Source organism: Pseudoblastomonas aquimaris, from assembly GCF_035481675.1.
Classification (GTDB): domain Bacteria; phylum Pseudomonadota; class Alphaproteobacteria; order Sphingomonadales; family Sphingomonadaceae; genus Alteriqipengyuania_B.
This window is the reverse complement of record NZ_JAYJJW010000002.1, coordinates 19551-41550: the sequence shown is the minus strand read 5'-3', so window position 1 is coordinate 41550 and position 22000 is coordinate 19551. Positions and strand designations below refer to the sequence as shown.

General features: G+C 67.3%; 20 protein-coding genes and 1 tRNA gene. 13 read left to right on the top strand and 8 right to left on the bottom strand.

Translation table 11 applies throughout. The features are described 5' to 3' along the window. Positions 1-16 precede the first annotated feature (16 nt). Complete coding sequence (locus VCJ71_RS10255; protein ID WP_324640976.1) at positions 17-706, top strand: NnrU family protein; 690 nt, start codon at positions 17-19, stop codon at positions 704-706. Positions 707-713: 7 nt separating this feature from the next. On the opposite strand, the gene VCJ71_RS10250 is transcribed toward VCJ71_RS10255, so the two are convergent. Beyond that, on the bottom strand, positions 714-1367 hold the full coding sequence (locus tag VCJ71_RS10250) for a hypothetical protein (RefSeq protein WP_324640974.1): 654 nt from the start codon (positions 1365-1367) through the stop codon (positions 714-716). Continuing rightward, positions 1364-3286 (bottom strand): 1-deoxy-D-xylulose-5-phosphate synthase, encoded by a 1923-nt coding sequence (gene dxs / locus VCJ71_RS10245; RefSeq protein WP_324640973.1) that lies wholly within the window; start codon positions 3284-3286, stop codon positions 1364-1366. Before dxs ends, VCJ71_RS10250 begins: the two co-directional genes overlap by 4 nt. Positions 3287-3418: 132 nt before the next feature. Between dxs and VCJ71_RS10240 the strand changes: the two genes are divergently transcribed. Then, positions 3419-3751: a hypothetical protein gene (locus tag VCJ71_RS10240; RefSeq protein ID WP_324640972.1), complete on the top strand. Its 333-nt coding sequence runs from the start codon at positions 3419-3421 to the stop codon at positions 3749-3751. 7 nt (positions 3752-3758) lie between these two features. On the opposite strand, the gene VCJ71_RS10235 is transcribed toward VCJ71_RS10240, so the two are convergent. The 5 genes from VCJ71_RS10235 to rpe form a co-directional block, all read right to left on the bottom strand. Next, entirely contained in the window at positions 3759-4229 is a 471-nt protein-coding gene (locus VCJ71_RS10235; RefSeq protein WP_324640971.1) for a Fur family transcriptional regulator, read from the bottom strand. Between the two features lie 46 nt (positions 4230-4275). After that, the gene (gene msrA, locus VCJ71_RS10230) at positions 4276-4962 is read right to left on the bottom strand and encodes a peptide-methionine (S)-S-oxide reductase MsrA (RefSeq protein ID WP_324640969.1); all 687 of its coding nucleotides are present in this window, start codon (positions 4960-4962) and stop codon (positions 4276-4278) included. Between the two features lie 229 nt (positions 4963-5191). Continuing rightward, positions 5192-6784 (bottom strand): bifunctional phosphoribosylaminoimidazolecarboxamide formyltransferase/IMP cyclohydrolase, encoded by a 1593-nt coding sequence (gene purH, locus VCJ71_RS10225; protein ID WP_324640968.1) that lies wholly within the window; start codon positions 6782-6784, stop codon positions 5192-5194. 4 nt (positions 6785-6788) lie between these two features. Beyond that, on the bottom strand, positions 6789-8684 hold the full coding sequence (locus VCJ71_RS10220; RefSeq protein WP_324640967.1) for a heparinase II/III family protein: 1896 nt from the start codon (positions 8682-8684) through the stop codon (positions 6789-6791). Between the two features lies 1 nt (position 8685). Then, positions 8686-9345 (bottom strand): ribulose-phosphate 3-epimerase, encoded by a 660-nt coding sequence (gene rpe / locus VCJ71_RS10215; RefSeq protein ID WP_324640966.1) that lies wholly within the window; start codon positions 9343-9345, stop codon positions 8686-8688. 85 nt (positions 9346-9430) lie between these two features. On the opposite strand from rpe, the gene VCJ71_RS10210 reads away from it, so the two are divergent. The 6 genes from VCJ71_RS10210 (at position 9431) to VCJ71_RS10185 (ending at position 17422) form a co-directional block, all read left to right on the top strand. Then, a complete protein-coding gene (locus VCJ71_RS10210; protein ID WP_324640965.1) occupies positions 9431-10288 on the top strand; it encodes a hypothetical protein in 858 nt (285 codons plus the stop codon). Then, on the top strand, positions 10285-10536 hold the full coding sequence (locus VCJ71_RS10205) for a PqqD family protein (protein WP_324640963.1): 252 nt from the start codon (positions 10285-10287) through the stop codon (positions 10534-10536). The genes VCJ71_RS10210 and VCJ71_RS10205 overlap by 4 nt, the downstream gene beginning before the upstream one ends. Beyond that, positions 10533-10952, top strand: coding sequence for a lasso peptide biosynthesis B2 protein (locus VCJ71_RS10200; protein WP_324640962.1), 420 nt, complete (start codon positions 10533-10535; stop codon positions 10950-10952). Before VCJ71_RS10205 ends, VCJ71_RS10200 begins: the two co-directional genes overlap by 4 nt. A gap of 239 nt (positions 10953-11191) precedes the next feature. After that, on the top strand, positions 11192-13090 hold the full coding sequence (locus tag VCJ71_RS10195; RefSeq protein ID WP_324640960.1) for an asparagine synthase-related protein: 1899 nt from the start codon (positions 11192-11194) through the stop codon (positions 13088-13090). Positions 13091-13095: 5 nt separating this feature from the next. Then, the gene (locus VCJ71_RS10190; RefSeq protein WP_324640958.1) at positions 13096-14796 is read left to right on the top strand and encodes an ABC transporter ATP-binding protein; all 1701 of its coding nucleotides are present in this window, start codon (positions 13096-13098) and stop codon (positions 14794-14796) included. A gap of 91 nt (positions 14797-14887) precedes the next feature. Next, positions 14888-17422, top strand: a complete 2535-nt coding sequence (locus tag VCJ71_RS10185) for a glycoside hydrolase family 3 protein (protein ID WP_324640957.1) — start codon at positions 14888-14890, stop codon at positions 17420-17422. A 58-nt stretch (positions 17423-17480) separates the two neighbouring features. Here VCJ71_RS10185 and VCJ71_RS10180 read toward each other — a convergent pair. After that, a tRNA-Arg gene (locus VCJ71_RS10180) sits at positions 17481-17557 on the bottom strand. A gap of 172 nt (positions 17558-17729) precedes the next feature. Here VCJ71_RS10180 and VCJ71_RS10175 point away from each other — a divergent pair. The 5 genes from VCJ71_RS10175 (at position 17730) to VCJ71_RS12800 (ending at position 21968) form a co-directional block, all read left to right on the top strand. Further along, positions 17730-18053 carry a hypothetical protein gene (locus VCJ71_RS10175; protein WP_324640956.1) on the top strand — a complete coding sequence of 108 codons (324 nt, stop codon included), beginning with the start codon at positions 17730-17732 and terminating at the stop codon, positions 18051-18053. A gap of 31 nt (positions 18054-18084) precedes the next feature. Next, positions 18085-18594: an MmcB family DNA repair protein gene (locus tag VCJ71_RS10170; protein WP_324640954.1), complete on the top strand. Its 510-nt coding sequence runs from the start codon at positions 18085-18087 to the stop codon at positions 18592-18594. Between the two features lie 64 nt (positions 18595-18658). Next, positions 18659-19402 carry a sterol desaturase family protein gene (locus VCJ71_RS10165; protein WP_324640953.1) on the top strand — a complete coding sequence of 248 codons (744 nt, stop codon included), beginning with the start codon at positions 18659-18661 and terminating at the stop codon, positions 19400-19402. After that, positions 19399-19851, top strand: a complete 453-nt coding sequence (locus VCJ71_RS10160; protein ID WP_324640952.1) for a DUF2141 domain-containing protein — start codon at positions 19399-19401, stop codon at positions 19849-19851. The genes VCJ71_RS10165 and VCJ71_RS10160 overlap by 4 nt, the downstream gene beginning before the upstream one ends. A 110-nt stretch (positions 19852-19961) precedes the next feature. Then, positions 19962-21968: a hypothetical protein gene (locus VCJ71_RS12800; RefSeq protein WP_416379168.1), complete on the top strand. Its 2007-nt coding sequence runs from the start codon at positions 19962-19964 to the stop codon at positions 21966-21968. Positions 21969-22000: the final 32 nt, after the last annotated feature.

The window sequence follows — 22000 nt, the reverse complement described above, 5'->3', positions numbered from 1 at the left end:
GGCGAGAGGAGGCATCATGGAACGCGACCTGATCGAACTGATTGCCGCCAGCATCGCTTTCGTCGGCACGCATTTCGCCATGTCGCATCCCTTGCGCGCCTCGCTCGTCAAGCGGCTGGGGCAAGGCGGCTTCATGATCGCTTATTCGCTGGTCAGCGCTGCCTGCATGGCGTGGATGTATTTCGCATTCACCGGCGTCCACTTGCCCATGACGCCGCTGTGGTCCGGCTTCGACGATGTCAGCTGGGCGGCGGCGAGCGTGCTGACGCTGCTCGCCATGGTGCTGTTCACGGGATCGCTGATGGGCAACCCGGCCCTGCCCGCGCCGGGTGCGCAGGAGCTGGCGATGAGCAAGTCCGCCAATGGCGTCTTTGCCGTCACCCGCCACCCGATGATGTGGGGCTTCGCGCTGTGGGCCCTCGCCCACATCATCGCCGCGCCGACCGCCCGCACGCTGGTGGTCGCAAGCGCCATCGGCTTCCTGGCCCTTGTTGGCGCGCATATGCAGGACCGCAAGAAGAAAGCCCTGATGGGCGGCGCCTGGCGCGAATGGGAAGGCAAGACGACCTACTGGCCGCGCTGGAGCCAGCTGCCGAAAGCGGGGGTGATCCCTCTGGCAGGCGGCGCCGCAATCTGGCTCGCCGCAACCTACATGCACATTCCGCAGGGCGGCTGGGCCGCAGGCATCTGGCGGTGGGTGGTTTAAGCTGCTGCTAGTCTGCTTGTGTGCGGTTGGGCGTGCGATACTGCGCATTGCCGACAATCCTGAACTGGATGCCTTCTAGCGTCAGAACAGACATCGCGCATCGAAAGGCAGCAAACGTCGCGCTCTCGTAGATATCATCCCGGCCTAGCCAGGCTGGGGAGACCGTGAGACCTTCCAGTTCGTTGGAGAAAAGTCCCTCGGCCTCAGAACCACAATATTCTTCTATTCGCTTGGCAAACGCAAATTCTGTCTCATTGTCGAATCGCACGGGAGGCGGGCCAAGGTCCGACCGGCTTTTTAGATAGGCTCGCTTTTCCGTGCGCCTTCGCTCACGTCGTTCCGCTTCGATCGGGGCGCGGATGGGCCCTTCCGCATCATGGAATAGGGTGGCGATCCGATCGTCGGAAAATTCGATCTCATAGAAACTGCGAACGGTAGCACGAGCCACACATTCCAACTCCGCGACAGAAAGCTCGTCATCCGAAATGAAGATTACGTCGGTTTGGGTAAGCTTATCCATGAAGATTTCGAACTTGTTGAGCCCGCAGCTTGCCAGTCTATCTTTCATCTCGGCATGATTGACATGTTCATATAGATCGGCGGTTTGGGGCGCTTTTCCGATCACCCCCAAAAACATCAATAGGATCAATAATCCGCTCAAGCCCGCGCTTCCTCCACGCCGGCGCTGTTGTGGCGTAGCGCCTTCAGCACCGTGTCCACGATGTGCGGGGCGTTGAGGCGGGCTTCGTCGTATTGCTTTGCCGGATCGTCGTGGTCCTGGAACATGTCGGGCAGGCGCATGGTGCGTACCTTCAGCCCGGTATCGGTCAGGCCCTCGTCGCTGGCGTGGGTGAGGACATGCGCGCCGAGGCCGCCGATGGCGCCTTCCTCCACTGTGATCACGACCTCGTGGCTTTTCATCAGCCGGTCGATCAAGTCGGTGTCGAGCGGCTTGGCGAAGCGCAGGTCCGCGACGGTGGTGGAAAGGCCCTTGGCCTCCAGTTCGTCAGCCGCCTTGTTCGCTTCTGCGAGCCGCGTGCCGAGCGACAGGATCGCCACCTTGCTGCCTTCGCGCACCACCCGGCCCTTGCCGATTTCCAGCTTCTGCGGCGTTCCCGGCAGCGGCACGCCGACGCCGTTGCCGCGCGGGTAGCGCAGGGCAATAGGTCCGTCGTCATATTCGGCGGCAGTGTAGGTCATGTGGACCAGCTCCGCCTCGTCCGCCGCGGCCATCACCACGAAATTGGGCAGGGTGGCGAGGTAAGTGATGTCGAAACTGCCCGCATGGGTCGCGCCGTCCGCGCCGACCAGCCCCGCGCGGTCGATGGCGAAGCGGACCGGCAGGTTCTGGATCGCCACGTCGTGGACCACCTGGTCGTAGGCGCGCTGGAGGAAAGTAGAGTAGATCGCCGCGAACGGCCGCATCCCTTGCGCGGCGAGGCCGGCGGCAAAGGTCACCCCGTGCTGTTCGGCGATTCCGACGTCGAAGGCGCGGTCGGGGTGCGCGGCGGCGAACTTGTCCACCCCCGTCCCGCTGGGCATGGCGGCGGTGATGGCGCAGATGCGGTCGTCGCTCTCGGCCAGCTTCGCCAGCGTTTCGCCGAACACGTTCTGGTAGGCGGGCGGGCCGGCCTTGGACTTCGCCTTTTCGCCCGTGACCACGTCGAATTTCGGTACGCCGTGGTACTTGTCGGCGCTGTCTTCGGCGGGCTGGTAGCCCTTGCCCTTGGTGGTCACGACATGGACCAGGATCGGGCCCTGCTCGCTGTCGCGCACGTTTTCCAGGACCGGGATGAGGTGGTCCAGATTGTGTCCGTCGATAGGGCCGACGTAATAGAAGCCAAGTTCCTCGAACAGCGTCCCGCCGGTCACCATGCCGCGGGTGTATTCCTCGGCCTTTTCGAGGCCCGACCACACGCGGCGCGACAGTTTCTTCGCCGCCTTGGAGGCCAGGTTGCGCAGGCCGAGATACTCGCTGGAGGATACCATCCGCGCGAGGTATGCGGACAGGCCGCCCACCGGGGGCGCGATGCTCATGTCGTTGTCGTTGAGGATCACGACCAGCCGGTTGCCCGCCTGCTCGGCGTTATTCATCGCCTCGTAGGCCATGCCCGCGCTCATCGCGCCGTCGCCGATGACGGCGATCGCCTTGCCCGGCTGGCCCTTCAGCTTGTTGGCGACCGCGAAGCCCAGCCCCGCACTGATCGAGGTGGAGGAATGCGCCGCGCCGAAGGGATCGTATTCGCTCTCGCTCCGCTTGGTGAAACCGGACAGGCCGCCGCCCTGCCGCAGCGTGCGGATGCGGTCCCGCCGGCCGGTCAGGATCTTGTGCGGATAGGCCTGGTGGCCGACGTCGAAGATCAGCTTGTCGTCGGGCGTGTTGAAGACATAGTGGATCGCGGTGGTCAGCTCGACCACGCCCAGCCCGCTGCCCAGGTGCCCGCCTGTGGAGCCGACCGCGTCGATCATTTCGGCGCGCAGTTCGTCGGCGAACTGGCGAAGTTGTTCGGGCTTCAGTTTGCGAAGGTCTTCCGGTGTGTCGACAGTGTCCAGAAGCGGCGTATCGGGGCGTTGGTTCATGGTTTTTGGCTTAGCGCCGCGTTTCGTGCTTGTCGATGAACAGTCTGCGGGGCGGCGAACGGCCTCGTCCGGCGACGCGGTTAGCATTTTCGCAAGGACCGGGAATTATCCATCGCTCCAAGGGGGGTAGTCATGGACGCATTGAAATTCCGGCTCAAATTCGTCGCCGCCATGGTGGGGATGTATATGGTCTATTCCGCCGCTTTCGATGCGACGGTCGTCCCGGCGATGAACGAGCATGCGGAACGATCGAAGGCCTTCGCCAGCGGCGATTTCGACGCGCTGCCCGCCCCCGACGGCAGCCGTTTCAGCGACCGGCTAGGTGCAGGCCGGCACGACGAGTTTGCCGCCGAACGCGCCCGTTTCGAGGCCCGCATGGAAGAGCTACGCCGCCAAAGCGAACGCGACCGCTTCTACGACGGGTTCTCGGAAGACAGCTACGAGGAAGGCGCGGACGGCTGGTAGGCGCGCATCAGGCCGCGCATTTGTCGCAAAGGCCGCGCAGTTCCACGACCGGGCGGATGTCCGCAAAGCCTGCGTCCTTGCCCGCTTCGCGCAAGGCCCCGGTGACGCGGTCGTCGTCGATATGGGTTGCCGCGCCGCAATCGTCGCAGATGACGAAGATGCAGTCGTGGTGGCAGCCCGGGTGGGTGTTGACGAGATAGGCGTTGGCGCTTTCGATCCGGTTGGCGAGGTTGGTGCGCACGAACAAATCGAGGATGCGGTAGACGCTGTTGGGGGCCACGCGCTTTTCGCGGCGGCGGGTCATCTCGTCGGCGAGATCGTAGGCGGAAACCGGCTTGTCCTCGCTCGCCAGCGCGCGGAACACGCCTTCGCGCATGGCAGTCCATTGCTCGCCGTGCTCGGTCAGCGTGGCGCGCGCGGCTTCGACCAGCGCTTCGCCGGAATGTTCCTGGTGGTGGGTATGTGCGTGACTGGCCATGCCGCCGATATAGGACGCCCGGCAGCCGCTCGCAATCGGGGCGCGATCAGCCGGTCTTGAAGCTGCTGCGGTAATGCTGCGGCAGCAGGCGGCGCAGCGCGGCGACCTTCGGCGCGTCCCAGCGCACGATATAGCCGTGACGCGGGTTCTTGTGCGCGAAATCCTGGTGATAGGTTTCGGCCGGGTAGAACCGCTTCGCCGTCTCGATCTTCGTCACGATCGGCCGGTCCCAGATGTCCGCCGCTTCCAGATGGTCTAAATAGGCACGCGCGACCGCGCGCTGGTCGGCGCTGACGGGGATCAAGGCAGACCGGTAATGCGCGCCGCGATCGGGACCCTGGCGGTTGAGCTGGGTGGGATCGTGGACGACCGAGAAGAAAATGCGCAGCAGCTGGTCGTAACGCACGATCTTGGGATCGTAGGTGACCTTCACCGTTTCGGCATGCTGGCTGACGCCGGAACTGACGATATCGTATTTCGCCGTCGCCGCATTGCCGCCGTGATAGCCACTGACGGCGCTCGTCACGCCGGGCACGTGGCTGAACACCGCCTCCACGCCCCAGAAGCAGCCGCCGGCGAAATAGGCGTTCTTCAACCCTTCGCTCTCTCGCGAAGTCCGGTCGGCCACCGGCGCGCGCACGGTTTCTTCCGCAGCGACGGCCGCGGGCATGGCCTGACTGCACGCCGCCGTGGCGAGCGCGAGGGCGGCAAAGCTGGCGCGGATGCGGTTCATGCGAGCAGGTTGAATTGGCTCGCCATGATAAACGCGGTCAGGCCGAAGCCTCCGGCGAAGGCGATGTAGGAATCGGTTTTGAAAAGGCCCATCGGTCGTGCTTTCGAATTTCGTCATCGTTGGGCACCTTCTACCGCATGGCCGCTTGCAAAAGGGTGAAGCGACCTGTCGTGCGGCGTTCAGCTTCGGCGAAGCGTGATTGGGGCCCCATTGGCGCGTCACCTGGGCGTCAGTGGTTGAAGTGCCGCATCCCGGTGAACACCATGGCGAGGCCCTGTTCGTTCGCGGCGTCGATCACTTCCTGGTCGCGCATCGAGCCGCCGGGCTGGATGACGGCCGTCGCGCCCGCTTCGGCGGCAGACAGCAATCCGTCGGCGAAGGGAAAGAAGGCGTCCGAAGCAACGGCGCTGCCCACGGTGCGCGGCTGGTCCCAATCGTATTTCTCGGCCGCTTCCTGTGCCTTGATGGCGGCAATGCGGGCGCTGTCGCGGCGGTTCATCTGACCCGCCCCGATACCCGCGGTCGCGCCATCCCTCGCATATACGATGGCGTTCGACTTGACGTGCTTGGCCACCGTCCAAGCGAACAGGCAATCGTCCAGTTCCTGCTCGGTCGGCGCGCGCTCGGTGACCACCTTCAAATCATCGCGCGTGATCCGCCCGTTGTCGCGCGACTGCGCGAGGATGCCGCCGGTGATCGACTTGATCGACAGGCCGCCGCGCGCCGCATCTGGCAGCTCCCCGGTCAGCAGCAGGCGCAGGTTCTTCTTGGCCGCGAAGAACGCCCTGGCTTCTTCGTCCGCATCGGGCGCCACCACGACTTCGGTAAAGATCTTGCAGATCGCCTCTGCCGTCCTGCCGTCGAGCGGCGTGTTCGACGCCACAATCCCGCCGAAGGCCGAGACGCTGTCGCACGCCAGCGCGGCTTCCCACGCTTCGATCTGGCTGCCGGCCTGCGCCACGCCGCACGGGTTGGCGTGCTTGACGATCACGATGGCCGGGGCCTGCCCGGCAAATTCGCTGACGAGGTTCAGCGCCGCATCGGCATCATTGTAATTGTTGTAGCTCAGCTCCTTGCCCTGCACCTGCTTGGCCTGCGGGATGCCGCGCGCCGGGGGACCGTCCGGGATATAGATCGCAGCCGACTGGTGCGGGTTCTCGCCATAGCGCAGTTCGTCCGCCTTGCGCGCGTTGGCGAACAGGCGGTCCGGCAGGGCCTGCCCCTGGTCGGATTGGGCGAACCAGTTCGCGATCATGGAATCGTAAGCGGCGGTCGCGGCAAAGGCCTTCGCTGCCATCGCCTTGCGGAATTCGTAGGAGGTCGCCCCGTCGCGGTCGGCCAGCTCGCGCTGCAGCGCGGCATAATCCGCAGGGTCGGTGACGATGGTCACGTAAGCGTGGTTCTTGGCCGAGGAGCGGACCATGCTCGGCCCGCCGATATCGATGTTCTCGATGATTTCGGGCCGCCCGGCGCCTTTCGCCACGGTCGCCTCGAAGGGGTAGAGATTGACCACCACAAGGTCGATCGCGCCGATGTCATGCTCACCCATGGCGGCGGCATGGGCGGCGTCGTCGCGCACGGCGAGCAGCCCGCCGTGGACCTTGGGGTGCAGCGTCTTGACCCGCCCGTCCATCATTTCGGGAAAGCCGGTGAGCTCGGAAATATCCTTTACCGCCAGCCCTGCGTCGCGCAGCGCCCTGGCCGTGCCGCCGGTGGAAACGAGTTCCACGCCGCGCGCCGCCAGGTCCCGGCCCAGTTCGACCAAGCCGGTTTTGTCGGACACCGAGAGCAGCGCCCGCTTCACCGTGACTGCATCCGTCACAAAATCACCCCATTCGCTTGAGCAGCCAGGAGAAATTCGCCCCGCTGCGCGAGATCATCCCCGCGATTACCAGTTGTTCGATCGCCTGCGGGCGGCCGTCACCGTCCGACCACATCGAATCCTCGATCGACAGCTCGCCTTCCGTGGTGCGCAGCTGCCAGTTGGTGCCGTCGGGCAGCGCGAGCCGCGCGCCCTTGCGATCCTTCGTCAGGCTGAGCTCCACGCCCGGCCCGACGTGGAAGCGGATCGCGTAATTGACCTTGCCGCGCTTGCCCTTGCGGCCCGAAGGCACGAGCACGTCCTCGCCGCGCAATTCGTCGCCTTCGTCGCTCAACATCAGGATGCGCCGGTGGACCAGGCCGAAGCGGCTGGCATAGCCGTCATGGCTCGCTTCCAGCCGGGTTGCCGGCTTCTTGCCGCCCACGCTGCGCCGGTCAATTTCCACTTCGCCGACGCCCGCGCCCAGTTTCCCGCCGATCAGCACGGCGGTGGAATTGGCATCCTCCAGCACCAGTGTCGAATGGGCGGCCGTAGCGCGCAGGCCCTGTTCGATGCGCACGGGAATCTGCCCGCCGGCCATCGCAGCACCGCCGCAATTCACGATGAGGCGATGCGCGCCGCTGGAAAATTCGAACGCCAGCGTCGATGCGCAGCCATAGCGGGCGTGGCGCGCCAGCGGCGGCGGGGCGGCGTCGAACTGCAGCACCGCGCCCTTGGCCGCGACCCGCTGGTAACCCCAGCCGCGCGCCTGCCTGAGCGGCCGGGTGCGCACCCGGGTCGCCTCCACCAGCGCGCGCAGCGTGTTGGCGCTCGTCGCGCCCGATCCCTGCCAGTTGCCGAGCGACCCGTCGGCATGGGTCAGGGTGAGCAGCGGCGGCACGAGCAGGCGCATCATCGCCTCCAGTGCATCGGGCGGATCGCGGCGCACCGCCTCGTAACAGGCGCGGCAGTCGACCAGCAGGCGCAGCGCTTCCATCTGGGCATAGGGGCTGCGCGACAGGACGCCGCCATCTTCGCCCACCAGTTCGCCCAGCGCGCGCACGAGGCCCGCTTCGCCATAGAGGCGGCGCGGCTTGCCATCGGGCAGCAGCAGGCCTGCGGCGGTGATCGCGCACCACGCGGCGACTTCCTCCAGCCGGTCCTCTGCCTTGCCATGGTTGCGGTCGAGCCAGCGCGCGGTCTCGGCGATCTGGGCGAGCAGCTTGGTGCGCACGCCCTTGTCGCCCGACATCACCAGCGGGGCGTGGACCAGCCATGCGAGCATCCGGCGCGCAGCCAGGCCGACGCGCCACGGCATGCCCTTGCCGACCTGCGGATTGGCCTTCAGCCACGCGGCGGCGATTCGCTCCGCCACGCCGCTGCATTGTTCGCGCGGGGCGGAGGAGGAAAGGTCGCGCAGCCACGTGAAGCCGTGGATCGCCTGCTCGAACGGCGGGGTGAGCCGCGCGCTGGGCGTGAAATCCATCTGCGAGATCGGCGCCTTGACGCCGTGGACGAGGAAATGGCCGGCCCTCAGCGCGACTCCGCTCGGCCGGCGGCCCGGCAGCGGGCTTTCGACCGTGGCGAGCAAGCGCAGGGCGGACGGCTTGCGGAACGGGCCGGACAGCACCGAACCCGGCACGCCCATCCGGTATGCCATGCGCATCAACCGCTCGCCCGCGCCGAGCGACGGCGGCGCGAAATCGGCGAGCGCCAGCGCGCGGCTGGCGCCGGCGGCGTGGTCGACGGCAGCGGCGGCGGTGGTCGGCGGATCGGACCGCCGCTTCAGTTCCTCGCGGACCAGGCCTTCTTCCGCGTTTCTCAGCGGGATGGCGCGCGCATCGTCCTCGCCCGGAACCTGCGGATCGCCGAGCGGCAGCTCGATTGTGTCCGGCGCGGTGCGGGAGAGGCTGTCGGTCATCCTATCCGCCCTTCAGGCCGGCGATGTTGGCGGCATAGCGATCGGGGCCGCCCTTGAAGGTGGCCGACCCGGCAACCAGCACGTCGGCCCCCGCCTCGACGCATTGCGGCGCGGTCTGCGCATCGACGCCGCCGTCGACCTGCAACCGGATATCGCGGCCGCTCGCGTGGATGCGGCTCCGGATCGTGCGGATCTTGTCCAGCTGGCTGGGAATGAACTTCTGCCCGCCAAAGCCGGGATTGACACTCATCACCAGCACCAGGTCGACCATCTCGATGAGGTAATCGAGCGTGTCGACCGGGGTTGCGGGATTGAAGACGACGCCCGCCTTCTTGCCCAGCGCCTTGATCGCCTGCACCGTTCGGTGGACGTGCGGCCCCGCTTCGGGATGCACGGTGATGATGTCCGCGCCCGCATCTGCGAAGGCTTCAAGATACGCATCCACCGGCGAAATCATCAGGTGGACGTCGAACGGCTTGTCGGTATGGGGACGCAGGGCCTTCACGACGGCAGGGCCGATGGTGATATTGGGGACATAATGCCCGTCCATCACGTCGATATGGATCCAGTCCGCCCCGGCCGCGTCGATGGCGCGCACTTCCTCGCCCAACTTCGCGAAGTCGGCAGAAAGGATGGATGGCGAGATCAGCGGGGGAGCCATGACTATCCCCGCCGGTTACGCGCGGGGCGAATCGCCGACAAGGCGCAGGCGCGGCCTTTTCCACACCGCTCCGGCCCGCAAACGCATGGCTGAATGGGTTATGCACAGCAAAGATGCACTGGCGCTGCTGGAACGCGAGCTGCAGCGGAGGGCCGGCCATGTGGAAGCAGCGCTGGATGGCGAGGCGCTGGGACGGCGGACATATTTGCTGAAGCCGGGCGAACTGCTGTTCCGCATCCCGCCCGACACGCTCGTCCATTACCGTTTGGGCAGCGGGCTGACGGTTGATCCGGGCAAGGGCACCCATCCGGCCGAGATCGACCTCTTCTGCGATGGCAGTATCGCGGCGGCGGTGACGGCGATCGCCGGGCTCTACCCGTTCCACGGATCGGCGGTGGGGGTAGGCGGGCGCGCGGTCATCCTCACCGGACCGTCGGGCGCGGGCAAGACCACCCTGGCAACGGGGCTCGCGCTGGCGGGAATGCCGCTCCTCGCCGATGATTTGAGCGTGATCGTGGACGGCGAAGACGGCCCGGAGGTCCTCCCGTGGCGCAAGAAGCCCAAGCTGTGGCCCGATGCCTTCGCGATGACCGGTGCGGTGAAGGGCCGGCAGGTCTCGCCCGAATATGCGAAGTTCTTTGCCGAGGGCTTGCCGCGCGCGGGCTGGCCCTTGCCGCTCGGCGCGCTGGTCCTGCTGGAGGACGGCGAGCGGTCATTCGGGCCGCTCGGCGGCGCGGCGGCAATCGCGGCCTGGTCGGCGGAGCATTACTGCAGCGAATTTCTCGCGCTCGCCCGCCGGTGGGATCGCGCTGCCGTTTTCGCCGACGCCGCGGCCAGGGCGCGCAGCGTCTCGGCATGGAGGCTGGCGCTGCCGCACGCGCACGGCGAATATACCGCCAATCTTGACTTCGCCCGCGACGCAATCGAGCGTGCGATGCGATGATTCCGCGCAAGACCAGCGACTTCGCCGAAACGGCCTTCGATGACGAAACCGTCGTCATGCGCATGTCCGACGGCGATTTCTTTGCCATGGAAGGCAGCGCGCACGCGATCTGGAACCTGATTGACGGCCAGCGCAGCCGCGACGAAATCCTCGCCGGACTGCAGCGCGACTATGCAGGCGATCCGGCAATGGGGGAGGAACTCGATGCCTTCCTCACCAGCCTGCGCGGCGCGGGACTGCTGGCGTGAAGCGACGGTTGCACGGCTGGCTGCGCACGGCGGAGGCTGCGCTTGCGCTGGCGGTTGCGCATGGCCTCGTCCGCCTGGTTCCCTTCCGCACGTGGCGGGCCTGGTTCGCGCATGGCAGCGTCCCAAGCCGTCCCTCTCCCGACGCAGCGACGCTGCGGCACCGCTCCGCGGCGATCGAGCGGGCCGCTGCGCGCATGCCGGGCGACGCGCCCTGCCTGCCCCGCGCCCTTGCGATGGCGCTTATGCTGCGGCGGCGCGGCTTCGGTTCGCAGCTTCAGATCGGCGTGCGCCCTCCCGCCGAACGCGACGGGCACGAGGACCTGCATGCGTGGCTGACCCATCGCGGGCAGGTCATTTACGGGGAGCGGCAAGGCAGCGACGTGGCGTTTGCGGCATACGCTCTGGGATCGCGATGATTAACAGAGCATCGTTGGCAGGCGATTCGGTGTCTGTTATGCTGCATCGCAACGCCGCATCCCCGCGGCCCGTTATGGAGGCGAATGTGAAAGAGCAGGGCACGGATGCCAAGCGATGGTCGACGCCCCGACTGGTGCCGATGGGCACCTTGCGCGACGTGGCGGGGAATGGAACCGGGGCCGATCAAGGTAACGGCAAGAACTCCACAAACCGCAGTTAGGTCGCCAGGGGCCGAGCCATGATTGCGCTCGGCCATCACTGGTCCGCGGCCTCGTGGCTCGACACGTCGCGGATCGCCCGCTCGCTGGGCCTGTTCGCCGGCCATCCCGCCAGTAGCGCGCACACGCCCGCCGGGCTCGCCGCAAGCCTGCCGCACCCCCGCGCCGCACCCGATCGCAGCTGGACGCCGGCCACCGGTCCCGACGGATCGCTGTGCCTCTTCAGCGGCTGGATCGACAACCACCAGGACCTTGCCGAAAGCATCGACGTCGCCGATCGCGACGATGCGCATGTCTTTGCCCACCTCGTCGCCCAGCACGGGGATTTCGCCGATCGCCCCGTCATCGGCTCCTATGCCGCCATCGTCATCAAGCCCGACGGCACGCTGAGGCTGTCGCGTAGTCCGTGGGACGCGCCCTCGCTGTTCTGGGCGGCCGACGACCACGCCGCCGTAGTCGCCTCGGTCCCGCGTGTCCTGTTCGCAGCCGGCTTCCCGCGCCGGCTGCACCGGCACCGCTATGCCAATATGCTTTTCGGGATCGAGCACACCGGCATCGAATTCTGGTACGACGGGGTCCACCGCGTGCCGCAAGGCTCGATCGTCACGCTGGGCCCCGACGGGTTCAAGCTCGACCGGTGGTACGACCCGCATGCGCTCCCGCCCACCAAACTGCCCGACGACGCCGATTACCTCGCCGCTGCCGATGCCTTGTTGGACGAGGCGGTCGCCGCCGCGCTGGACGGCGCGGAGAAGCCGGGATTGCTGCTATCGGGCGGTCTCGATTCGGGCATCGCGGCGGAGGCGGTGCTGCGCCAGCTATGGGAATCGGAGCGCTTGCCGAGCTTCACCTTGGTGCCGGAGGCAGGCACCGCGCGGGACCGCCGGCCTGGCATCGTGACCGACGAGCGCGCCGCGGTCGAGGCGTTCGCCGCCATGCATCCGCGCATCGACGCGCATTTCGTCGGCACCGCCGAATTCGACAATCTTGCCGAGCGGTTCTTCACCGCGACCTCCACCGGCCGGCCCGGACAGGCGGCGGCCAGTTTCTACCACAACGCCTACAGCGCCGCGGCGCGGGCAGGCTGCGACGTTCTGCTGACCGGCTTCATGGGCAACGACACGATCAGTAACGACGCGCCCTGGGCGCCGGTCGAATTCCTCGTGAACGGCAAGTGGCGACAGCTCTCCGGCCTGCTCGCCCACCCTGCGCCGGGCGACGAACGGTCGCGGCTGCGCCGATTCGCCGCGCAATCGCTGTTGCCGGTCATGCCGGAGGGGTTTCGTCGCTTCGTCCGCAAGCGCGTCCATGGCGAGCCCGATTTCATGCCCGCCAACGGCAGCCTGGTGCGCCCGGACGCAATCGAAGAGCTGGACCTGCGCGAGCGGGCGCAGCGGAACCACTGCCTGCGAACCGGGGAGCGGCCGGCGACCCGCCGCCAGTGGCTCGACATGGTCTGGCATGGCGCGGACGCAGGCGCGGAAATGCACCACGGGTTCGAGCAGGTGTTCGGCATCCGCCAGCGCGACATCTATGCCTATCGCCCGCTCATCGAATTTTGCATCTCCTTGCCGACCAGCCAGTTCGTGCGCGGCGGCGTTACGCGTTATCTTGCCCGCCGGCTGGCCAAGGGCCGCCTGCCCGAAGCACAGCGGACGGAGCGGCGGCTCGGCATGCATAACGGGGACCGCCATGCTCGCCTGACCCCGCGGCGCGAGGAACTGCGCGAGAGCCTGCGCCGCATGGAAGCGCATCCGGAGCTGGGCGCCGTCATCGACTTCGACCGTGCCTACGCCATCCTAGACAACTGGCCCGCACGCTCGCCCGTGGGTCATGTGGAGGCGCAGGCGCTGCTGCTGGCGCTGCCGGGCGTGGTGCTGGCAGGACGGTTTGCCGACCACCTGGAAGGGCGTAACTAGGGCCGATGGATTCCGCGATCCGCGATCACTTGCCGGCCCGCAAGGCGCTCGGTCTTGCCGCGCTGACCGTTGCGGGCGCCGGGCTTGAGGCGCTGGGCGCGCTGGCGCTGGTGCCGCTGTTCGCGCGGTTGGGGGGGAATGCGGGCCGCGGGGCGGATGGCGGCAGGCTGCTCGAATGGGCCGCTACCCTCAGCCTGCCGAGCGTGCTGGCCCTGTTTGTGGCTCTCGTCGCCCTGCGCGCTGCAGCGGCGCATGCGCGGCAGGTCGTCGCGCTCGATATCGAGATCGCGGTGGTCGACGGCCTCCGGCTGCGCGCCTTCCGCTCGCTGCTCGCCGCCGACTGGCGCGCACTCTCCGCCTCCCGGCAAAGCGAGCACCGCGCCCTGCTGATCTCCGGCATCGCCAGGGTCGGCCATGCGGTGCAGGAAGCGGGCAGCGCCCTAGCTGCCGCCACGACCCTAGCCGCGCTGGGCGCGGCTGCGTTGCTGCTGTCGCCGGTCGCGGCGCTGGCAGGGATTAGCGCAGGCGCTGGTGCAATGCTGCTGCTGTTACCGCTGCAACGCCGCGCCCGACACCTGGGCCTGCAAACCGGCGCAGCCTACGACGCGATTTACGAACGGCTCGAGACCAGCCTCGACGGGTTGCGACTGGTCAAGAGCTTCGGGCGCGAGGATGCGGCAGCGACTGGTCTGGCGAATGAACTGGCGCAGCTGCGACAGGCCGAGCGGGCCTATCTGTCCGGCACCGCATGGGCGCGCACCGCCCTCCAGCTGGGCGGGGCGATCATCCTCGGCGGCGTCGTGTGGTTCGCGGCCGATGCGCAAGGGCTCGCCCTTGCCGTGGTCCTGCCGCTGGCCGCGATCCTCCTGCGCAGCGTGCCGCTGCTCGGCGCATTGGTCGAAAGCCTGCAGCGGTGGAACAACGCAGTGCCGGCCATCGGCGCGGTCGAAGGCCTGCTCGCACGGATGGACGCGGCTGCCGAGACCGCGGGTGCGGACGAAGACATACCGCGCTTGGCACGGGCGCTCGCGCTCGATGTCGTATCCGTCACTTACGAAGGCTCGCGGCCCGCGTTGTCGGGCATTTCGCTTACCATCGCGGCTGGCGAAATGGTTGCGGTGTCCGGCCCTTCCGGCGCGGGCAAGAGCACGCTGGCCGACGTACTGGGCGGCCTGCTTGCCCCCGACGAAGGGGCGCTGCTGGTGGACGGGACGCCGCTGCCGCCGAACTCGCGCGCCGCTTGGCGCCGCCGCGTCGCCTATGTGCAGCAGGAGCCGGTGCTGTTCCCCGGCACCATCGCCGAAAATCTGCGTATGGCGGCGCCGGACGCTTCGGACGAGGCGTTGGCAGCGGCACTGCGCGATGCGTCTGCAAGCTTCGTCCTCGACCTGCCCGGCGTGACCGGGCACCGGCTCGGCGATGGCGGGCGCCAGCTGTCGGGCGGGGAGCGCCAGCGGCTCGCACTTGCCCGCGCCCTGCTGCGCAAACCGGACCTGCTCATCCTCGACGAGGCGACCAGTGCGCTCGATGGGGACAACGAAAGCGCCATCGCCGGGGCAATCGCCCGCCTGCATGGCTCCGTCACCATCCTGGTCATCAGCCATCGGGGCGCGCTCGCCGCACTAGCCGACCGGCAGGTGCGGATCGAGAACGGCCAGATCGTCGCCAGATCACCGGCTCGCCGCATGCCAGCAGCGGGGCATTGACCCTCGCCGCGATATGTTGTTAACGTTCACAACGAGAGTGAGAGAGGGCCGCGCGCCTGCTGCGGTCGCCTGTAGAGGGATGGGGATTGCCGTGAAATTTGCTAGGATTGCCAAGCTGTTGTGCGCCGCCGGATCGGGCCTTGCGCTTGCCGCATGTGCCACCGTCGAAACGCGCGGACCGAATCCCCAGGTCGCCGATGGCGACGCGATGGATGCCCCGCGCGAAGCCGGCGTCGCCAATCCCGAAATCTGGCCGGCGTACGAATATCCGGTCGAAGTGCCCGCGGCAGAGCAGGCGCGGATCGACAGCCTGCTGGCGCGCATGACGCTGGAGGAGAAGGTCGGCCAGCTGGTCCAGGCCGACCTGTGCTGCGTCTCTCCCGAAGATGCCAAGGCCTATAACCTCGGCTCCATCCTCGTGGGCGGCAACAGCGGCCCTTATGGTGACGATCTTGCGCCTGCACCCGAATGGCTGAAGGCGGCGGACGATTTCTACAACGCATCGATCGACACCAGCGATGGCGGCGTCGGCATCCCGATCGTGTGGGGCGTGGACGCCGTGCACGGCCATTCGAACATCATCGGGGCGACCATTTTTCCGCACAACATCGGCCTCGGCGCGATGCGCGATCCCGAACTGATCGAGCGGATCGGCGCCATCACCGCCCGCGAAATCCGCGCGACGGGGCAGGAATGGACCTTCGCGCCCACCGTGGCCGTGCCGCAGGATTTCCGCTGGGGCCGCGCCTACGAAGGCTATTCCAGCGATCCGCAGCTCGTCGCGTCCTATGTCGGCGCGATGGTGCGCGGGCTGCAGGGCGGGCCCGACAACTGGAACATGCTCGCGGGCGACAAGGTCATCGCATCGACCAAGCACTTCTTGGCCGATGGCGGCACCGATAACGGCGTCGACCAGGGCGATTCCTCGATTTCCGAAGAGGAGCTGCGCGACATCCACGGCCTGCCCTATGGCCCGGCGATCAGCGAAGGCGTGTCCACCGTGATGGTCAGCTTCTCCAGCTGGCAGGGCAAGAAGATGACCGGCAACAAGAGCCTCGTCACCGACGTGCTCAAGGACCGGATGGATTTCGAAGGCTTCGTGGTCTCCGACTGGAACGCCCACGGCCAGGTCGCCGGCTGCACCAACGACAGCTGCCCGCAGGCTCTGCTGGCCGGGATCGACATGTACATGGCTCCCGACACGTGGAAGGCGATCTACACCGACACGCTGGCCAAGGCGCTCAGCGGCGAAATCCCGATGGAGCGGATCGACGAGGCGGTCGCGGCGATCCTGCGGGTCAAGGCGCGGCTCGGCCTCTTCGAGGCGGGCGCACCGTCGACACGCCCCCTTTCGGGCGAGTTCGAGCTGCTTGGCGCCCCCGCCCACCGCGAAGTGGCGCGCGAAGCGGTGCGCAAATCGCTCGTCCTCCTCAAGAACGACGGCATCCTGCCGATCGCACCGGGCGGGCGGCTGCTCGTCGCGGGTGAAGGGGCCGACGATATCGCCCGCCAATCCGGCGGCTGGACGCTGAGCTGGCAGGGCACCGGGCATGACAACAGCCAGTTCCCCGGCGCGACCTCGCTCTTCGCGGGGCTGAAATCGGCGGTCGAATCGGGTGGCGGTAGCGCCGTTCATTCGCCCGATGGCTCTTTCGAACAGCGTCCCGATGCGGCGGTCGTCGTCTTCGGCGAAAAGCCCTACGCCGAATTCCAGGGCGACCGGGCGACACTGATGCTCGATGCCGACCTGACCGGCCCCTATGCCACGATGGAGCGCCTGAAAGCGCAGGGTATCCCGGTGGTCGCAGTGATGATCACCGGGCGGCCGCTGTACGTGAACCCGGCACTGAACCGGGCCGACGCGTTCGTCGTCGCCTGGCTGCCGGGCAGCGAGGGCGCAGGCCTTGCCGACGTGGTCGTCGCCGGGGCGGACGGCGCGCCGCGTTACGACTTCACCGGCAAGCTGCCGACCGCATGGCCCGCCACGGGCAGCCTCGACGACGGGGCGCTGTTCGACTTCGGCTACGGCCTGACCTACGCCTCGCCGGCGACCGCATGGGAAACGCTGGCCGAGCTCGACATGGCCGAAGCCGGCGACAGCCGGACATGGTTCGCCAACGGCGTCCCGGCGGCGAGCTGGTCGCTGCTGGTCAATGACGAGGGCGAGATCGACCAGACCCGCATCACCACGGTCCCCGCCGGTGCGCTGGGCGGCCGGATGCGCGTGACGGCAGCGAACTACATCGTGCAGGAAGGCGCGCGCCGCTTCGAGATCGCTTCGGGGGACGCGAACGTGGTGCTGCACAATTTCGATGCGGTCGACCTGTCGCGCGAAGCTGCGGGCGACGTCATGCTGCTGGTGACCATGCAGGTGACCGACCCGGCGGACAGCTTCGCGCTGGCGGTACAAGGCGGGGGAACCCAGGCGATCATCCCGCTCGACATTCCGGCCACCGCGGGCTTCGTGCGTTACGGCATCCCGCTGCGCTGTCTTGCGGGGGCCGGTGTCGACATGTCCCAGCTGACCACCATCATGCTCCAGACCAGCGGCGCCACAGACTATGCGTTGGCCGAGGTGCGCGTGGGCAATGATGCGGAGACGGTGCTGGCCTGCCCGGCGGGCTGAACCGAGGCCGGACGACAACGATACGCCGGGGGGCGGCGATATTTGAAAGACCGCCCCCTGGCGCACCCGACAGGATTCGAACCTGTGACCTCTGCCTTCGGAGGGCAGCGCTCTATCCAGCTGAGCTACGGGTGCTTCGCCGTGGCGTAGGTGCGGCGCTCTAGCAGCGGGTTTGCCCCTCGCCAAGCGCGTTTCCACCGGCCCGCCCCCGGCGTCAACGCTTTGGCAATCGGTCGCGCGCTATGGGGGCATCATGAACGCGATGTCCTTTCACGCAGGGGCCCATCAGGGCCAGGGCTCCCACGCGATGCGCTGGGGAGCGCTGCTCGACGCCGGCGCCGTGCTGGCCGACCTTGCCGGCGTGGCGCAGGAGCGGCCCGATGCCGCTGCCAAGGCCTTCCCGCTGGCAATGAAAGAGGCCGAGGGCCGCCGCCGCGCGGTCATGGAAGGCGCCTTGTCCGATATCGCCGCGGTCATGGAACCCGGTATGGCGGCGCTACTCGCCGTGCTCGCTCGCGGGGCCGATGCACGCCCGGCCGCCCGCGCGCTGTGGAGCGAATTCGCCACCTCGCGCGATGCGCTGCTGGCGATGGTCCCGGCCGGCGGCCACGGCCCGCGCCGGAGCGCTTGACGAAGTTCCCTTTTCGTTCCAACACGGCGGCATGACCGAAACGCTTGCCGCTGCCCCTTCGCCCGACGATCTCGACCCCGCCCGCTGCGACAGCGGTGCGGTGGCACGCGGGATCGCCCGGCTCTTTGCGCGCAACGACACCTGGCTGCTGCCCGAAATGCCGCTGCGGAACGGGCGGCGGGCCGACCTGATGGGCATCGATCCCAAGGGCCACGTGGTCATCGTGGAGATCAAGGTGGCGCGCGGCGACCTGATGGGCGACGCGAAATGGCCCGATTACCTCGACCATTGCGACCGCTTTTACTGGGGCCTCGCCCCGTCGCTGGACCGCGGCTGCATGGAGACCGAGGCGTTCCAGCCGGATTGCTGCGGGGTCATAGTAGCCGATGGCTACGACGCGGAAATCCTCCGCCCGGCGCCGCTGCGCCCGCTCGCCGCCGCCCGCCGCAAGGTCGAGATCGAGCGGCTGGCCCGCACGTCAATGCGCCGCCAGGTCGTGGCCGCCGATCCCTATTGCAGCCCGTGGGGTGAAGCGGGCTGATCGGCGAAAGTCCTGCCAACAGGGTACTGTCCCGTTAACCTGCCCTGCGCTATAGAACGGCGCCATGGGAACGGGGACGACACTGGCGATAACCATCGCGGGCATGGGCGCGATCATCGCACTGCGCTATATCGCGACGAGCGGGATTTTCGCGCTGGCCACCAGCCGGGTGCGCCCGGGTCTTTATGCCTCGCTCCGCCCGCAGATCCTGCGCGAAATCGGCTGGTCGCTGATCTCGGCGTTGATCTTTGCCGTGCCAGCCGGGATCGTGGCATGGGGCTGGCAGGAACGCGGCTGGACGCTGATCTACGACGACATTGCGGCCTATCCCGTGTGGTACATGCCGGTGTCCGTGCTCGCCTATCTGGTTTGCCATGATACGTGGTTCTACTGGACCCACCGGCTGATGCACCACAAGCGCATCTTCCCTGTCGCGCATGCCGTGCACCATGCCAGCCGTCCGCCGACCGCCTGGGCCGCGATGAGCTTCCATCCGATCGAGGCGATCACCGGGGCGGTGGTCATCCCGGCGCTCGTCTTCCTGATCCCGATCCATGTCGCCATGCTCGCTGCGGTGCTGGCGATCATGACCGTGATGGGCGTCACCAATCACATGGGCTGGGACATGTTCCCGCGCGCGCTCGTTCATTCGCGGTTGGGGGGCTGGCTGATAACCGCCAGCCATCATAACCGCCACCACACGCTCTACCGCTGCAATTACGGCCTCTATTTCCGCTTCTGGGACCGCCTGTGCGGAACCGACCGGGGCCTAGACACAGACTTCGCCAGGACACCGACGACGCCATGACATCACGCATCCTCGCCGCACTCGCCATCCTTGCCGCAGCACCCGCGGTGGGCGCTGCCGCACCGGCTCCGGAAGACGGGACCAGTGTCACCGTGTCCGTCAACAACATCCGCAATGCGAAGGGCGTGGTGCGCGCATGCATCACCGACCAGTCGCGCAATTTCCACAAGTGCCAGGGCGGCAAGACCCAGCGCCTCGTGGTCGATGCCAATGCCAGCGTGACCTTTACCTTCCGGAACGTCACGCCTGGCCGCTGGGCGATCGCGCTGCTGCATGACGAGAACAACAACAACAAGGCCGACAGCGTGCTGGGCATGATGCCGAAAGAAGGCTTCGGCTTTTCGCGCGATGCACCGGTCCGCATGGGCCCGCCCAGCTTCGGCAACGCCGCCTTCACGGTGGGCGACGAGCCGGTCAGCCAGTCGATCAAGATGCGCTACATCCTCTAGGACCCACCAAGGCCGGGCGGCGGGAGCACACAAACCCGCTCGCACTTAACGGCTTGTTTACCATGGTCCGGCACAACCCCAGCGAATGACCGAACTGGGGGCACGACGCCATGGATACGCTTAGGGGCAATTTTGGAAACGACGCCGATCCGCTGGATGGCGGCGTGGAGCCCGATATCCACGAGGACGAGACCGGGCGCGAGGATCCGCCCGCAGCGATCGGCACGGACGAGCGCCGCATGCAGGTGCGCGCCTACAATCATTGGGCCGGCCTGCTGGAAGATCGCAACTTCCCCTCGATCGAGGACCTCGATCCCGACGCCTTGCCCGATTTCGGGCCCTATTCGGTGCTGCTCGATTTCTCGACCGGGATCGAGAATCCCGGAATTTCCTATCTCGGCGCCAAGCTGGCCGAGGAATGCGACGCCGATACGTCGAACATGGCCAAGCTGGACGATATCCCGGCCCGGTCGCTGCTGAGCCGGATCACCGACCACTACATGCAGATCCTGGCGAATCAGGCGCCGATCGGTTTCGAGGCGGAATTCGTCAACCAGCGCAGCCAGACGATCCTCTATCGCGGGATCCTGCTGCCGTTTTCCAGCGACGACGACACGATTGACTTCATCTACGGCGTCATCAACTGGAAGGAACTCGCCGACCCGGAAACGGCCGACGAGCTGCTGCTGCAGATCGACCAGGCGCTCGACGAGACTGCCGGTACTGCCGAGCCGGTGCCCGGCCATGCCGCAGAAATGACCGACTGGGCCGACGGCCCGGCCTCGCCCGTCGAATCAAGCGACGAACCGCTCGAACTGACGGCGGGCGATGTTGCGGTGCCCGGCGCTACGGAGACGGTCGACGACATGGGCCTTCCGCTGCCTGCCTATGGCGATGCAGGCGAAGACGACTTCGACACCATGGATCAGGGCGCGGAGAGCGACGAAGACGAACTCGATTACGCGCCCGACAGCGATTTCGTGCTGGAATATGACGACGAGGACGAAGAGCCGAGCGACGAATATGGCGAGCCCGAAGAGCCCGTCGACACCGGCTCCTTCGCCTCGCTGACCGAACATCTCTCCGGCCTCGGCTCCCCGCGGACCAAGAAGACCGCGACCGAACTGGGCGTGGTCCAGTCCGATCCGACACTGGCCGACGAACCGATTTCGGACGGCGAATTCGACCTTGCCGCCTACGGCCTGTCGGACGACGACGAGGAACTGCTGGAGGACGAGGGCGCCGACGACGCGGCCTTCGGTTCGCTCGGTGCGCTGCTTGGCGGCGGTGCGGACGATGAAGAAGCCATTGACGAATCCGCCGTAGAGCAGGACATCCATGCCGAGGAAGAGGATTTCGCCGATGACGCGGTCCTCGAAGACCTCGAAGCGTCCTTCGAACCTGCTGCCACGCGGGAAGCGGCGCCGGCAGCCGACACTACGCCTGAGAATGAGCCAGAGCCAGAGCCTGCCTTCGAAGGCCCCCTCATCGAAGCGCCGCGCCCCGAAGACATGGAGCTGGGCGACTGGCTCGCCGTGGCCCGCGAACAGGCCGAGGCTGCCAGCGTCCGCGAGGATCGCTCGCGCGCCGCGCTCTACGAAGCGGTCGGCCGCGCGCACGACTTTGCGCTTGCCGCCAGGCAGGCGCCCGAGGATTTCGCCGAACTGGTCGAGGACTATGGCCTCACCATGCAGGACCGCGCGCCGATGACTCCGGTCGTGAAGCTGGTTTTCGGTGCCGATTACGACAAGACCCGCATCACCGAATACGCCACCGTGCTTACCCACGCCGAGCGCGTCGGCGTCGGCCGCGGCGAACTGGCGGACTATCTCGCCAGGGCCGACGGCGGCCTCAAGGGCGTGGTCGCGGAAGAACGGGCCTGGAAGCGCGAGAAAGACGGCAAGCCCGCCGCGCCGAAGAACGAAATCAGCAAGGCGCTGGCAAAGCAACTGCGCGCCCTGCCGGTCCAGCATTTCAGCGAGATTGCGTCCGACGGCCAAGAATTCGCGCTGGTCGCCATCCGCCGGCTCGACGACGGGACGATCGCCGTGATCGGCGAAGTGCCGCACGACGCCAAGCTAGTTACCAAGGCGGCGCGCAGCCTGCTCGATCGCTGACCGGGTGAAATCGGGGGTGGGTTCCGGCGGCA

Bases quoted from the DNA above. Each gene is read 5' to 3' on its own strand.
- VCJ71_RS10255 (WP_324640976.1), top strand. From the start codon at position 17: ATGGAACGCGACCTGATCGAACTGATTGCCGCCAGCATCGCTTTCGTC.
- dxs (WP_324640973.1), bottom strand. From the start codon at position 3,286: ATGAACCAACGCCCCGATACGCCGCTTCTGGACACTGTCGACACACCG.
- VCJ71_RS10240 (WP_324640972.1), top strand. From the start codon at position 3,419: ATGGACGCATTGAAATTCCGGCTCAAATTCGTCGCCGCCATGGTGGGG.
- VCJ71_RS10235 (WP_324640971.1), bottom strand. From the start codon at position 4,229: ATGGCCAGTCACGCACATACCCACCACCAGGAACATTCCGGCGAAGCG.
- msrA (WP_324640969.1), bottom strand. From the start codon at position 4,962: ATGAACCGCATCCGCGCCAGCTTTGCCGCCCTCGCGCTCGCCACGGCG.
- VCJ71_RS10220 (WP_324640967.1), bottom strand. From the start codon at position 8,684: ATGACCGACAGCCTCTCCCGCACCGCGCCGGACACAATCGAGCTGCCG.
- rpe (WP_324640966.1), bottom strand. From the start codon at position 9,345: ATGGCTCCCCCGCTGATCTCGCCATCCATCCTTTCTGCCGACTTCGCG.
- VCJ71_RS10210 (WP_324640965.1), top strand. From the start codon at position 9,431: ATGGCTGAATGGGTTATGCACAGCAAAGATGCACTGGCGCTGCTGGAA.
- VCJ71_RS10205 (WP_324640963.1), top strand. From the start codon at position 10,285: ATGATTCCGCGCAAGACCAGCGACTTCGCCGAAACGGCCTTCGATGAC.
- VCJ71_RS10195 (WP_324640960.1), top strand. From the start codon at position 11,192: ATGATTGCGCTCGGCCATCACTGGTCCGCGGCCTCGTGGCTCGACACG.
- VCJ71_RS10190 (WP_324640958.1), top strand. From the start codon at position 13,096: ATGGATTCCGCGATCCGCGATCACTTGCCGGCCCGCAAGGCGCTCGGT.
- VCJ71_RS10175 (WP_324640956.1), top strand. From the start codon at position 17,730: ATGCGCTGGGGAGCGCTGCTCGACGCCGGCGCCGTGCTGGCCGACCTT.
- VCJ71_RS10170 (WP_324640954.1), top strand. From the start codon at position 18,085: ATGACCGAAACGCTTGCCGCTGCCCCTTCGCCCGACGATCTCGACCCC.
- VCJ71_RS10165 (WP_324640953.1), top strand. From the start codon at position 18,659: ATGGGAACGGGGACGACACTGGCGATAACCATCGCGGGCATGGGCGCG.
- VCJ71_RS10160 (WP_324640952.1), top strand. From the start codon at position 19,399: ATGACATCACGCATCCTCGCCGCACTCGCCATCCTTGCCGCAGCACCC.
- VCJ71_RS12800 (WP_416379168.1), top strand. From the start codon at position 19,962: ATGGATACGCTTAGGGGCAATTTTGGAAACGACGCCGATCCGCTGGAT.